The sequence below is a fragment of the Neobacillus niacini genome (assembly GCF_030817695.1).
GTDB lineage: Bacteria > Bacillota > Bacilli > Bacillales > Cytobacillaceae > Neobacillus > Neobacillus niacini_F.
This window is the reverse complement of the sequence record NZ_JAUSZQ010000003.1, coordinates 492,629-506,641: the sequence shown is the minus strand read 5'-3', so window position 1 is coordinate 506,641 and position 14,013 is coordinate 492,629. Positions and strand designations below refer to the sequence as shown.

The window sequence follows — 14,013 nt, the reverse complement described above, 5'->3', positions numbered from 1 at the left end:
TCGAATTTTAATATAAAACCATTTGGTTTCACTTCTTGAATTATATAAAACCTTTTGGTTTCATGTCAACGATTTTTTCTCCATTTACTTTACCCCAAATTACCATTTAACAATCAAAAAAAGACACTTCTATTTGAAGTGCCTTGGTTGTTATATACATTTCCTCTTCCTTGTTATAATCCTTGATTTTGATTTACACTTTGAAGATTTAAATATATCGTTTTCTTGTTAAAATACCGGGCGAGGAAATATCCTGCAAGGGAAGCCAGTACTTGCTGGAAAAGCATGCCGACAATAACAGGAACAGCAACAGCTGGTGAAAAATAGGTGACAGCGATAACAGCACCGGCACTAATATTTCTCATCCCGCCAGACAATGTCAATGATACAACTGTATCTCTGTCACTTCGGATTAGTTTACCGATTAGAAACGAAAACAAGTAACCCGTTGCAGCAATAAAAAAGACCATTACCGTTATGCCGATTAGCTTTAGGTTAATATCCTTTAAATAAGGCGCAACAATCGCACCGTTTAGCATGACGACAATGCCGAGGGAAATTTTTGAAAAAGGTGCCAAGCTCGTGCTCAACCTCTTCGTCATGTTCCCATTTAAATATTGATTTAGTAACATGCCGAGAAGTGAGGGCAATACAATCATCCCAACCAATCCCTGCATGATACCCAAGAAGTCCATTTCAATTTTTTCACCTATTAAGACAGATAAACAATAAGGAACAATTACCGGAGACAGGATGGTATCAATTAAGATAATCGATAGGGTCAACGGAATATTTCCTTTATATATCGAAACCCAAATAACGCTAGTCACACCAGTAGGTATTACCATACTTAACACGATGCCAGTGATGGTTAATATATCACCTTGAAAAGCTATATGCCCAACACCCCAAGCCCAGAGTGGCATAAGTAAATGTAATAACACCATTGCAGCAAGAATCGGAAGTGGATGGCGGACCACATCTGATAAAGATGCAAAATTTGAATTCAAGCTCCCGGCAAAAGTCATAAAGGCGAAAATCCATGGGATTAAATAGGAAAAATCCTTTATATAAACAGATAGTAAAACTCCCAATACAACACTTGTTGGAGTAATAAGCGGCATAATTTTTTCTAATTGTTTATTTAGCTTTATGAGCATATAAGTTTCTCCTAGACAGCTTCTATTTTTTTATTACATATAAAAGAATACCACAATTTTATTATTTCGGTATTCGAAAAAACTTCCATATACCATGCCTTTATAATATTAATGTCATGCGTTTTTTCATGTAACCAAAATAGTCCAAATCTCATATCGTATAGAGCCGTGTTTGACTTGAATGATGAAAGGAGCGTTATGATGTATTATTATCACTATCCTTATCCACCGCACCCACACCAGCCCGCTTACCCTGGTTATCATTATTACTACCCAATAACCAGGCAGTATCCGCAGGTGGATGTAAATGTGTTCACCAAGTCGATTAAAGCCTACCGATTATTAATGGACCAGGGCAGTATTTTATTGGACCGGTTAGGTGATGGAGATTTTGACGTTAAGTTAATGACAGCTGCTCAACAGGGGAACCAAGCCGAAGTAGATAGGCTAATTAAAACGATTGGTCTAAAAGTTCCTGTGAAGACAAAATATACACCAACCGGTGTGACCTTTGAACTCTCAACACAACCAGACCCGAGCAGTTACATGAGCTGCTGTACCTTAACCGTACAGTTAAAATGGGGAAATTAAAAGACCTTCAGATGAAGGTCTCCTTTATGGAAACGTAAAGCTTTTCTTACATTCAAGCTTGAGTATGCCCCTTACCTTCTAATAGAAACTTTTCCAGTTTCTCAGCAGATAATGGTTTACTATAGTAGTAGCCTTGTCCGATTTGACAAGCATTCTGTGTTAAAAACTTAACCTGTTCTTCTGTTTCGATTCCTTCCGCGATGACAGTGAACTTAAGGTTGACACCCATATCAATAATTGTTTTCACCATCATCCCTTGATTAGTATGATAGATAATATCGTCGACGAATGATTTATCAATCTTAATTTTATCAATGGGAAGATGTTTTAAATAACTCAATGAGGAGTAGCCTGTCCCAAAATCATCCACCGATAACAGAACACCCAGGCTCTTTAATTGATTTAGAATGATGGTGGAGTTCTCAAGGTTTTGCATGAGACTCTCAGTAATTTCTAGTTCTAAATAATTAGCCTCTAGTCCAACTTCTTCGAGCATGTCCGAAATAAATTCAATGATATATTCATCCTGGAATTGCCTTACTGAAACGTTTACAGCAATGGGAAAGTCACTGAATCCTGCATCGCACCATGCCTTTCTCTGTTCACATGCCTCTCGTAAAATCCATTTTCCCAGTGGAACAATAAGTCCTGTTTCTTCCGCTAACGGAATAAATTCTGACGGTGCAATATAGCCATATTCAGGATGGTACCAACGGATTAATGCTTCGACACCAACAATTTTACCTGTACCTAAATCAAACTGCGGTTGATAGTGGAGCGTCATTTGATTTTGCTCCATGGCTCTTCTTAACCAATTCTCCATCTTCATTTTCCAAGTCGAAATTCCATCAAGATTATTTGAGTAAAATTGATAGGTATTTTTCCCACGATCTTTTGCTTGGTACATAGCTTTATCTGCATTTTTAATCAGTGTCTCTTCATCGCAGCCATCTTTAGGATAAATACTGATACCGATACTTGGCGTGACATAAAACTCTTCATTATTCACTTCAATTGGGTGTGAAAACTCATTAAGAATTCGTTTAGCTACTTGAGAAGCATTTTCTTTATTAACACCTTCTAGGACGATAATAAATTCATCCCCGCCCTGGCGGGAAACTAGCCCTTCATTTTGAACCGCTTTCTCTAATCTGCGTGCTACTTTTTGAAGAATAGTATCGCCAACTGAATGACCTTTCGTATCATTAATAATTTTAAAGCGATCTAAATCTAAGAATATAACTGCGTGTGTTTCATTTTCTTGATGGTGTAAAACTTCATTAAGATGGTTTCTAAACTGATTGCGATTTGGCAAACCTGTTAATGTATCATAAAAAGCCATGAATTTTATCGTTTGTTCTGATTTCTTTCTCTGCGTAATATCTCTGCCTACTACCTGAATGGCAAAACGGCCTTCGTAAAGAATAGACCTAGCTGCCATCTCGACATCTATACTTTCACCATCTATCCGCCTCACTTGGAATTCAAAATTATATGTCTCATTTTCCACCTTATGAGGGGATAAGACCTTATTTTTAATTAAGTCGGTGATTTGAGAAGGGACAAAAATCTTAGCTGATTGACCAATCACTTGGTCAAGACTTTCAGCTCCAATTAATTTACAGCCTGCTTCATTTATATATTCAATGATTCCATCATAAACGACAGCAATTATGTCAGGTGACATCTCTACTAAACTTTGATAGAGACCCTCACTTTCTTTCCGATCTGTTATATCGAATAACACACTGTTAAAATCAACTAACTCTCCTTTTGGGTCAAAGGTCGGTATCCCGCTATCCTGAATCCAGCGAACCTCACCATCGGGGCGAATAATACGATATTGGCTTGTCACATTTTCACCGATGGCAATTTTCCTTGCCCTCTCTTCTAAAACATACAAATCTTCTGGATAAATAACTTCTTTCCAAAGGTGGGAGTTTCGGTAAAATTCTTCCAGCTTGTGGCCGTATAATTTTTCTATCCCAGGAGTAATTAATAGCGTATCGTTCTTTAAATCATGTGACCAAATGGCAACATCAAGAGTATCAAAAATATTTTTCATTTTTTGCTGATTTTTTTGAAGTTCTTTTGTCTTTTTATCAAATTCTATTATAAGAAGGAACAGAGTAAAGATTGCTGCCATATATATGGCGATAGTTACGTAGCCTGTTATTTTTATAGAATGAAAATAGTTAGGTAATAAAATATCAGCAGCCTCCAAAGAGACCAATAAACAAAAAATGAGAATTAACAAAAACCTATATAGATTTCCTTTTATTATCATGGTTGTCTCCCATTTTAGAATTGTTATAGTTTTAAAATAGCAAATCCAAGGATTTATAACAATCTTATTATTTTTCCATATTCCTATTTCTAATTCACCCATATAAGAGAATTTTGAGAAAAAACTTACTCTCTTTTAGTTAAGATGTCTTGTACTTAATTGAGTAAACAGCAAAAGTAAAATAAGCGGAGTTTTTCCGGTTAAATGCAGAATGGAGCTCGTTTCGGGGTAAATAAGCGGAGGTTTTCCGCTTAATCAAAAAAAATCGCCCATTTTTGGATTTTTCGAGTCAATAGGCGGAATTTCTCCGTCTATTTAAGCTTTTTTTAATACTAATTACGAATTAAGCGGAATTTCTCCGCCTATTTCAGCTCAGGTGCCAACCTAATCCCCCTAATGAAATCTTCTAGAAACTCTGATAAACAAAAAAAAGGACGTATGCCAATTCATACGTCAATTCTTGTATCTTTTAATAAGAAAGCACCAAAACGGAACCTTTTAAACTTCACTCCTTACGTTTTTCATATTCATACAACCATTGTTTCTTATTTCAATAGGTATACTCTCGTTTCATATGGCTTAAGTGTAAACTCTTTCCGCAGCTTTTTATCCGCACAGTCATAATTATGAAGGACAAGTTCTGACTTTGAATAAGATACACTCTTAGGTATATGGCACCTCGTTGATTCGTCACTAAAATTATTGATGACGATTGCTTTTTTTCCACCTAATTTACGGGTATAGACAAACAATTTAGGATGGTTAGCTAATAACAATTCATATGTTCCATATACAAACAAGTGATGTTCTTTGCGTAATTGGATCAATTTTTTATAGAAGGAAAGAATAGATTCCGGGTCGTTTAATTGGGCTTCTACATTAATATCCCGATAATTAGGATTAACACCCAGCCAAGTTTGGCTTGCTGTTGTAAATCCACCCATGCTGCTGGAATTCCATTGCATCGGCGTTCGGGCGTTGTCACGGCATTGCTTCCAAATAATTTCCATGATTTCACCATGAGGACGGCCCTTTGCTGTTTCTACCTTATAAAAGTTCACCATCCCGACGTCATTGTAATCTTCAATAGAAGGAAATTGGACGTTGGTCATTCCTATCTCCTGGCCCTGATAGATAAACGGAGTTCCCTTCATAAGGAAATACATCGCGCCAAGCATTTTCGCGCTTTCTTTCCAATATTTCTTGTCATTTCCCCAGCTTGAAACCCGGCGGGGCTGGTCATGGTTTTCGATAAACAAGGCATTCCAGCCTTTGCCTTCAAGACCTTTTTGCCATTTGGTTAAATTCTTTTTCAACGCTGTAATGTCGACTTTCCCCTCTGCATTTTTATCCCATAGGCCTAAAAACTCAAATTGAAAAATCATGTTGAAATAACCGTTTTCTTCGCCAACCCATTTATCGGCATCATCTAGTCCTACACCATTTGCTTCGCCTACAGTCATAATGTCATAGTTTTTAATGGTTTTCTGAGATAACTCCGTTAACCATTCATCAATTCCGTCCACATTCATCATGTAAGGAAAACAAGGCACATAATCTAAATTTTCCGGATTTGGCATATCAGGAAACCCTGGTTCTTTTCTGATATGAGAAATCGCGTCAACACGGAAACCGTCGATTTCCTTGTTTAGCCACCAGTTCACCATATCGTATAAAGCATTCCGAACCTCAGGGTTTTCCCAATTTAAATCAGGCTGCCTCTCGGAAAAAATATGCATGAAATATTCATCTGTGGCTTCATCATATTTCCATGCAGACCCGCTGAATATTGATTCCCAGTTATTCGGTTCCTTTCCATCCTTGCCCTCACTCCAAATGTACCAATCCCGTTTTGGATTGTTTTTTGAAGAGCGGGACTCAATAAACCAAGGATGCTCATCACTTGTGTGATTGATGACCAAATCAAGAATCAACTTCATTCCACGGCGATGTACTCCTTCGAGCAATTCATCAAAATCTGCCATAGTTCCAAATTCATCCATAATATCCTGATAATCGGAAATATCGTAACCGTTATCATCATTAGGAGATTTGTACATGGGAGACAGCCAAATGACATCAATTCCTAATTCTTTCAGGTAGTCCAATTTGGAAGTAACTCCTTTTAAATCGCCAATTCCGTCACCATTGGAATCCATGAAACTTCGGGGGTATACCTGATAGGCGACACTTTCTTTCCACCATTTTTTATTCATTTAAGCACCTCATTCCTTGATTTTACACCCACCACATCTGTGAAACAGGCTCTTCAATCAAGATAGATTTCAAGTTGGATACTGCACGTGTGAACCCTTCTTCTATCGACATAATTGGGTCCTCATGTTCAATACTGACAACATAATCGTATCCATAGGTACGAAGTGCACTCATCATATCAGACCAATCTTTTAAACTATGTCCGCACCCAACAGACCGGAATGTCCAAGCCCGGGTTCTTACTTCCCCGTAGGGCTGCATATCCGTTAATCCATACATATTCACATTTTCTTGGTCAATGTATGTGTCTTTTGCATGGAAATGGTGAATCGCGTTTTCTTTAGCCAAAATTTTGATCGCAGCCACTGGATCAATTCCCTGCCACCATAAATGGCTTGGGTCTAAGTTGGCACCAATCGCATCACACGTTTGCTCACGAAGTTTTAAAAGTGTGTAAGGTGTGTGGACTAAAAAGCCTCCATGAAGCTCCAGCCCAATTTTCACATTATGCTCCTTCGCATACTGCCCGACTTCTTTCCAGTATGGGATTAATTTTTCTTCCCATTGCCATTTCAGCACATCACCATATTCATTCGGCCATGGAGTCACCGGCCAGTTTGGATATTTCGCTCCCTCATGATCTCCTGCCGTACCAGAAAAACAGTTAACAACCGGTACACCAAGAAGTGAAGCTAGCTTAATGGTTTTTAAAAGAGTTTCATGAGAGTTTTTCGCAAATGCTTCTTCAGGCGAAATCGGATTTCCATGACAGCTAAATGCACTTATGATTAGATTCCGCTCCTCGACTTTTTGAATGAATTGCTTTCGGGCTTCTTCACTCTCTAATAAACCGTCTAAGTCACAATGACTGTTCCCTGGGTAACAGCCTGTTCCAATTTCAACGGCATGAAGGCCAGCTTCCTTGACAGTATCGAGCATTTCTTCAAAAGACTTTTCCGCAAATAGGACGGTAAAAACCCCTAGTTTCATAAATGATTTCCCCCACTCTCATATATTCGATCAATAATTTGTGAAACTTGAAGTGCCTCTACTGGCTTCACTACTAACTCTTCCATTCCTAGACAAGTATGAATAAAATTCCTAGCCTGAGAGAGACCTGGTTCTTCTTCACCCGGAATCCAGGCAGCTTGACTATTTAACAGCATGCCATTCTTTGTGGTATAAAGTTCAAATGGAAAAACACTTAAGCCTCCGTCAACTCCGGAAATGCTGAGGTGCTCTTTGTCATCCTTTATATTGGCGGCCCATGATGTTTCAAACAACAGCGAGGCGCCACTTTCAAATTGAATATAGGCTGTTACATGATCATCGACATTAAAGGTTTCATGGTCAAACGAACCCCATTGATTCACTTGATTTGGCATTTTACTTAACGTGTTATAGGCGGTGCCTGTCACCGTTCGATGTTTTGGATTTCCCATCAGCCATAGCGCTAAGTCTAGCAGATGACATCCGTAATCAATCAAACTGCCGCCGCCCTGGAGGTCTTTGTTGGTAAAAACACCCCATCCTGGAACTTTACGGCGTCTTAACGCCTGAACCCTAACCACAAGGGGCAACCCAACTTCCTGCATGGCTTTCTTGGCAGCTAGTGCTTCCTTTATAAAACGGTAATGATAGGCAATCGCGAGAATTTTATCTGCTTTCTTAGAAGCCGCGACCATAAGTTCACATTCCTCTGCAGTTAATGCCATCGGTTTCTCACACAATACATGTACTCCTGCCTCAAAAGCTGCAATCGTAATTTCTGCGTGGAATTTATTTGGCGTACAAATACAAACCGCATCCACCAGTGAAAAAAGCTCTTGATAATCACCGAAAACATGAGGAATGTTATATTTTTCTCCTATTTCTCTAGCTCGGTCGATGTTAATATCACTTAGAGCTGTAACTTCACAAATATCATTCAACTGAAGAAAAGCTGGGATATGGCGGCCTTGTGCAATACCGCCAACCCCGATAATTCCAATCCGTAGTTTTTTCATCGTTCTTTCACTCTTACAATTTGTTTTGTTTCATTGGACTCAAGCGCCGCCAATATAACCTCCAACGATTTCATGCCTTCCTCACCGCTGACAGGGACTTCTTGGTCAAGAACTACAGCGTCTACGAATTTATTAATCACATGTGAAGTATTTTGACCGCCAGCTTCATTAGACTGAATTTTTCCAAGTTGGTAATTCACTACTTCTCCGTTCGCGTATTGAACCACTAATGAATTAACTGGGTCGTCTTCAAGACGAAGAATTGCTTTTTCTCCATAAATAATCGTGGAGTTATCTTCCTTGCTTACGTAAGCCCAGCTTGCCGCAAGGGTACCGATAATACCACTTTCGGTTTTAAGTACACAAACTGCATTATCATCAACGTCAGCAAAATCTTTTGCACTTGTTTCAACAAAAGAACCTACTTCTGTAATTTCTTCACCCAAGATATAGCGAAGTAAATCTGCCTTATGAACGCCTAAATCACCCATCGCTCCAACAAATGCTTTATCCTTTTGGAAAAACCAGCCCTCTTTCCCTTCTACACTCCAGCCTTCTGGTCCACCGTGACCGAATGCAGTCCTGAAACTATAAATCTTTCCGATTTCACCACTTTGGATTAACTGGCGAGCTTTTTGGTGAGAAGGAACAAAACGCTGATTATGGCCGATCATTAACTTCTTGCCGCTTTCTTGTGATGCTGCAATCATCGCTTCGGCTTCATCCTTGGAAGTTGCCATTGGTTTTTCACATAGTACGTGAATACCAGCTTTTAAAGCCGCGATCGAAATTGGGGCATGAAGATAATTGGGAGTGCAAACACTAACTGCATCCACTGACCCGCTGCTTACTAACTCTTCATAGTTCGTATAAGCCTTTACACCATATTTTTCCGCTACGACTAACGCACGTTCCTCATTGATATCACAAACAGCAATAAGCTCAACATTTTTATTCGATTTATATTCAGGTAAATGGCGGTGCTGGGCAATGCTGCCACAGCCGATTACAGCTACTCTTAATTTTTCCATGCTTACTTCCCTCCAATTACTTCAAGTGGTTTCGCATTTCCATAGACTGGACGCTCACGTTTTACCGGTTCTGCCCATTTTACGGCATTGCTAATGACACGTTGAATGTCTTTGTTGTGGTAAGTAGGATAGGTTTCATGACCTGGACGGAAGTAGAATAACTTCCCGTTCCCGCGTTTGTATGTACATCCGCTGCGAAACACTTCCCCTCCTTCAAACCAACTTGTAAAAATCAGTTCATCTGGCTGCGGGATATCAAAATGCTCCCCATACATTTCTTCTTTTTCTAATTCAATATACTCTGAGATACCTTCTACAATTGGGTGGCTTGGGCTTACAACCCAAAGTCGTTCTTTTTCGTCTGCTTCCCGCCATTTTAAATCACAGCTTGTTCCCATTAAGGTTTTGAAAATTTTCGAGAAATGCCCGGAGTGAAGAACAATCAAACCCATGCCGTCAAGGACACGCTGCTGAACCTTTTGAACAATTTCATCCTTTACTTCACCATGTGCTAAATGCCCCCACCAAACTAATACATCGGTATTGGCTAGAACCTCATCAGTTAAGCCATGCTCCGGTTCGTCTAGAGTAGCTGTTTTTACTTCATGACCGTTTTCCTTTAAAAATTCTGCTATTGTACCGTGAATTCCGTTAGGGTATATATCTCTTACTACCGGATTTTTTTGTTCGTGACGGTTTTCATTCCATACAGTTACTTTCAACATAAACAAACCACTCCTTTTTTATCGTTCACTTTACCTTATATTTTAGAGAATATGAAAATTAATGAAACGGCTTACATTGACAAATAGGGTGTAAAATATTGAACCACCCTTATTAACTATGATCCTGTCTGTGTACCCTTACCCCCGTCTTTTCTACAACCTCAGGCCAACTAAGCTTCAATCGGCGGCAGATGGTAGTACTTAAAACCTGCCCTTTCCTCTTTAACAAATCGTATTCCGCTTGTTTGGTTGATCCGATGCGCAGCAATTCTCTTTTTAAATCTTCAAGGGTTTCTTCATTTGATTTCAAGTAATCCACCCCCATCTTTTAAAATAAAAACTAGACCATTATTATTCTTTAGATTTATTTGTTAGTCCTTCTTTTGCCAGCCAAGCTCCTCCAATGACGCCTGCATTATTGCCTAGAGTTGCCGTTACAATCTCAACACCTTGGGCCACTCTAGGAAAAGTAAATTGAGCAAACTCCTCTTTCAGAGGTTCCAACAATGTGTCGCCTGCTTTCGAAACGCCGCCGCCTATGACAATTTTTTCTGGATTTAAGCCATTCGCTAAATTGGCTAAAGCCAATCCTAAATGATAGGCAACCTGATGAATGACCCGCACGGCGATGTCATCCCCATTGTTCGCCGCATCAAAAACTTGCTTTGCTGTTAGATTCTTTTCAAAAAAATCTCTTAATCTACTACTATGATCAGCAGCAGCAAGTTCCTCTGTTGCTAAGCGGACAATTCCTGTTGCAGATGCGACTGTTTCTAAACATCCTACTTTCCCACAATTACAAGGTGAGCCGACTTTAGGAACAGATGTAATATGGCCAATTTCACCACCGGCTCCATTTACACCATGTACAATTTCACCATTGACGATGATTCCGCCTCCTACACCTGTCCCTAAAGTTACACAAATTAAGTTTTTAGCCTCTTGGCCGGCACCTTTCCACATTTCACCTAATGCAGCAATATTGGCATCATTGTCTACCACAACGGGCAGGGAAGTTTCCCGCTCGAGAATAGCTTGTAAAGGGAAGTTCTCCCACCCTAAGTTAACAGCCACCTCAATGGAACCGTCATTCCCATTAACAGGCCCGGGTGCTCCGATTCCTATTCCCGCTAGCCGGCTTTTGTTTTGGCTTAATTCGTTCAGCTTTAGATCAATCGATCTTGCAATATCTGTGGGAATATGTATACCTCTTTCCCTTTTGTCCGTATCGATTTCCCAGTTGGAAAGGATCTCTCCATCCTGACTGATAAAGGCCATTTTAATCGTGGTGCCGCCTATATCAACACCCACTAACCATTTTTCATCCATTACCATTCACTCTTTTTCTTTTTAGTATTAAAACCGTTTTCTTCCCCTTTTCGAAGCACGGCTTCAATATCCACACCGCATGTTCCAAGCTCGGTAAAAAATTGTTCACCGTCTGTTGTCATGTCCTTTAAATGAATAAGGGGTGTTCGATTTTTGTAACGATTCATCCACTCAACCGGATTTTCGCCCGCTTTTGTCAGCCAATAAGTTTTTTCAAAAATGGCTTCAAGTTTTGTTTTACCATTGGACAACTTGGGCACTTTCTTCCCGCAATGTGAACATTTGGACAGCAACTGGAATAAATGTCATCCTTCTCCCCCATATCTTGAAACCTTGATTATTTGATTACATCTTATAGGGTGTTACAGCATTTAAACATAGATGATATAATCAAAACATCTACTATTTTGCTATTTTATTTAAAAAGAGGGAGCATATGACAACAAATATTTTATTCTGCGGCTATTCGTACCACACTCATGGATATCATTCTCAGCACAAATCCGGCTACCCCTCCTATCTATTCCGCTTGCAAACAGAAGGTCATTGCGAAGTAGTGGTTAAGGGTAGAAAGATGCTGGTCGAGAAAGGAGATCTTCTGCTCATTAAACCAGGGGATCACTATGAGCTGCTGGTTAAAGCGGGCCAAAACAGCGGAGATTATCACCTAGTCTGTGATGGTGTTTGGATTGATGAATGGTGGAACCGTACAGAAAAGCCCGATGTCTCCCGAATCGGTCTAGATGATAAGCTATTGGCTTTATGGCGTCATATCATGATCGAAAAACGTCGTCCAACTTCCAGCCAAAACGAAGAACTCATGAGCAATTTGCTGCGAGCTCTCTGTTTAACTCTAGAACGGACAATCAGCGAAACGGTTCCCTCTTTCAATCGCCCCTATACAGTGACACGGATGATGCGTTATATAGAAGAGCATGCTACAACTGCATTTAAAGTAGAGGATGTGGCGCGGCACGTTGGACTCAGCGTCTCACGGTCCGTTCATCTATTTAAAAGCAGCACCGAGAAAACAATGATGGAATATGCACAGGAAATCCGCTTGTCCGCAGCCATAGAGCTGATGAAATATACGAACATGACACTTGAGCAGATTGCAGAAGACTGCGGCTTTGGCACCTATCCTTATTTTCATAGGGTCTTTAAAAAGAAATATAGTGTAGCACCTGGAGCGTACAGACGGTATGAATAAACATCTCCTTATTTTTTTAAAGAATGGGAAGATTTACACATTATTTCTGGTAGAGTAGGTTATGAAAATAATTCATATTTTATAAAACTTTTTAAGAAAGAAACAAATTATTCTCCTGTCGACTACGAAAAATAGCCAACTCAAAAAGTTATAAATTAAAAAGGATTTTCTTACTGTAAATACACAAAATAGCTGGCTTAAAAGTCTAATCAGGCTTCTAAGTCAGCTCAAGGTTCAAATATTATCATTTGCTGCTTCTTCATTTTAATCTTTCATTTCTGGAGACTTAATGGTAAGCCCTGTGCGGACAATGGAAACATGGGGATGTATACTCACCTCGAGGTCGGGGAATTCCTCCATCCATTGTTTTTTATACTGTTCTTTCCATACTTTCGGATATGTGCGGTAAAGAGCATTGCCAAATCCAAATATATCGGAATGAAGCTGTTTTTGCCCCTTATCGAGGGCTAATTGGCATTTTTTCTTTACATCCTTTTCCAGCAATGTTTGAACATAGTGCAACTCTTTAGGGTTGCCTAAATCTAATTTCGAGCCATTTTCAAAGAGTTCAACTTCCGCATTAATATTCACGTTCATCTTTACCTTACGCTGCTCAAGAATCGGTTTCACCTTTGACTGTCCTTTCATAAGCTGAACACTGATTTTTCCCCCTCCCTTTTCCTTCGGTACCGACACTGTGATGTTAGCTTTTTCTATCTCATTACGAATCCATAGAACCCCTTTTGTATCCTGATCATTCATCCATCCTGCCAATTTATCTCCATGAAAAACTGCGGTTCCAACGATGGCGGGAGTCTGCTTGGAATTTTTCCCGCCCTTTTCTTCAGGCATAATGGCGACTTGAGCCCCAAGCGGGGAAATCCCTTCAGTTGTAAGCATATCGATAAAATCCTTAATTCTGATCCGAATTCCCGCTCCCAGTTTCTGCTCTTCCCTAATAGTTTCTGAAGTGTATCTCTCCATGGAAGGAGTCAGTTTCAAAAGAGGTGCTGCTTCTCCCTTTGTAAACAAAATAAAACTACGCATACGTGCTTCCCTTACTCTCGAAATGAAATCTAGAGTCTGAAAAATACCATCCCTGGCTGCCCTTTCCCCAATGATTAGATTCCGGTTATGAGAAAAGAAAATACGACGAGGCAATTTTACTTGAAGTCTCTGGATGGCGTCCATCACCGATTCTCCTGTCTCTGAAATAAGAACAGTAGTTCCATCCCCGGATCCAGTACCACCGGCACCAACTGGTCCAAGCTGCTTTGGGATCGCTACCTGAACCGAGACACGGAATTTTCCGTTATTCATCTTATCGATGGCTGTAGCCATTACGATTGAAAGATCATTGACCTCTATTCTGCTCCAACAGCCAGTCAGTAAGACTATTAAGATGCAGTTGATGATCAGGACTCCTCGTTTTCTCATTGCGTTTCCCTCCAAACCAA

The 14,013-nt window shown here is 39.8% G+C and carries 13 protein-coding genes and 1 pseudogene; 3 read left to right on the top strand and 11 right to left on the bottom strand.

Translation table 11 applies throughout. The features are described 5' to 3' along the window. Positions 1–173 precede the first annotated feature (173 nt). Positions 174–1,160 carry a bile acid:sodium symporter family protein gene (locus QFZ28_RS25945; protein WP_307197513.1) on the bottom strand — a complete coding sequence of 329 codons (987 nt, stop codon included), beginning with the start codon at positions 1,158–1,160 and terminating at the stop codon, positions 174–176. 201 nt (positions 1,161–1,361) lie between these two features. Here QFZ28_RS25945 and QFZ28_RS25940 point away from each other — a divergent pair, with 201 nt between their 5' ends. Then, entirely contained in the window at positions 1,362–1,751 is a 390-nt protein-coding gene (locus QFZ28_RS25940; RefSeq protein WP_307197512.1) for a hypothetical protein, read from the top strand. A gap of 52 nt (positions 1,752–1,803) precedes the next feature. Here QFZ28_RS25940 and QFZ28_RS25935 read toward each other — a convergent pair whose 3' ends face one another. From QFZ28_RS25935 to QFZ28_RS25895, 9 genes and pseudogenes are all read right to left on the bottom strand, one after another. After that, a complete protein-coding gene (locus QFZ28_RS25935) occupies positions 1,804–4,038 on the bottom strand; it encodes a sensor domain-containing protein (RefSeq protein WP_307197511.1) in 2,235 nt (744 codons plus the stop codon). Positions 4,039–4,583: 545 nt separating this feature from the next. Next, the gene (locus QFZ28_RS25930; RefSeq protein WP_307197510.1) at positions 4,584–6,254 is read right to left on the bottom strand and encodes a glycoside hydrolase family 13 protein; all 1,671 of its coding nucleotides are present in this window, start codon (positions 6,252–6,254) and stop codon (positions 4,584–4,586) included. 22 nt (positions 6,255–6,276) lie between these two features. Next, positions 6,277–7,245 carry a sugar phosphate isomerase/epimerase family protein gene (locus tag QFZ28_RS25925; protein ID WP_307197509.1) on the bottom strand — a complete coding sequence of 323 codons (969 nt, stop codon included), beginning with the start codon at positions 7,243–7,245 and terminating at the stop codon, positions 6,277–6,279. Then, positions 7,242–8,261 (bottom strand): Gfo/Idh/MocA family protein, encoded by a 1,020-nt coding sequence (locus QFZ28_RS25920; protein WP_307197508.1) that lies wholly within the window; start codon positions 8,259–8,261, stop codon positions 7,242–7,244. Before QFZ28_RS25920 ends, QFZ28_RS25925 begins: the two co-directional genes overlap by 4 nt. Beyond that, a complete protein-coding gene (locus QFZ28_RS25915; protein ID WP_307197507.1) occupies positions 8,258–9,292 on the bottom strand; it encodes a Gfo/Idh/MocA family protein in 1,035 nt (344 codons plus the stop codon). The genes QFZ28_RS25920 and QFZ28_RS25915 overlap by 4 nt, the downstream gene beginning before the upstream one ends. A gap of 2 nt (positions 9,293–9,294) precedes the next feature. Next, complete coding sequence (locus QFZ28_RS25910; protein ID WP_307197506.1) at positions 9,295–10,017, bottom strand: ThuA domain-containing protein; 723 nt, start codon at positions 10,015–10,017, stop codon at positions 9,295–9,297. 112 nt (positions 10,018–10,129) lie between these two features. Beyond that, complete coding sequence (locus QFZ28_RS25905; protein ID WP_307197505.1) at positions 10,130–10,327, bottom strand: hypothetical protein; 198 nt, start codon at positions 10,325–10,327, stop codon at positions 10,130–10,132. Between the two features lie 41 nt (positions 10,328–10,368). Continuing rightward, positions 10,369–11,346 carry an ROK family glucokinase gene (locus QFZ28_RS25900; RefSeq protein WP_307197504.1) on the bottom strand — a complete coding sequence of 326 codons (978 nt, stop codon included), beginning with the start codon at positions 11,344–11,346 and terminating at the stop codon, positions 10,369–10,371. A 32-nt stretch (positions 11,347–11,378) separates the two neighbouring features. After that, a pseudogene (locus QFZ28_RS25895) lies at positions 11,379–11,621 on the bottom strand (sugar phosphate isomerase/epimerase family protein); the annotation flags it as partial. Positions 11,622–11,782: 161 nt separating this feature from the next. Between QFZ28_RS25895 and QFZ28_RS25890 the strand changes: the two are divergent. Continuing rightward, positions 11,783–12,556 carry an AraC family transcriptional regulator gene (locus QFZ28_RS25890; protein WP_307197503.1) on the top strand — a complete coding sequence of 258 codons (774 nt, stop codon included), beginning with the start codon at positions 11,783–11,785 and terminating at the stop codon, positions 12,554–12,556. A gap of 39 nt (positions 12,557–12,595) precedes the next feature. Then, complete coding sequence (locus QFZ28_RS29900; protein ID WP_373428169.1) at positions 12,596–12,691, top strand: AraC family transcriptional regulator; 96 nt, start codon at positions 12,596–12,598, stop codon at positions 12,689–12,691. 129 nt (positions 12,692–12,820) lie between these two features. Here QFZ28_RS29900 and QFZ28_RS25885 read toward each other — a convergent pair whose 3' ends face one another. Further along, complete coding sequence (locus QFZ28_RS25885; RefSeq protein WP_307197502.1) at positions 12,821–13,993, bottom strand: Ger(x)C family spore germination protein; 1,173 nt, start codon at positions 13,991–13,993, stop codon at positions 12,821–12,823. Between the last annotated feature and the right edge of the window lie 20 nt (positions 13,994–14,013).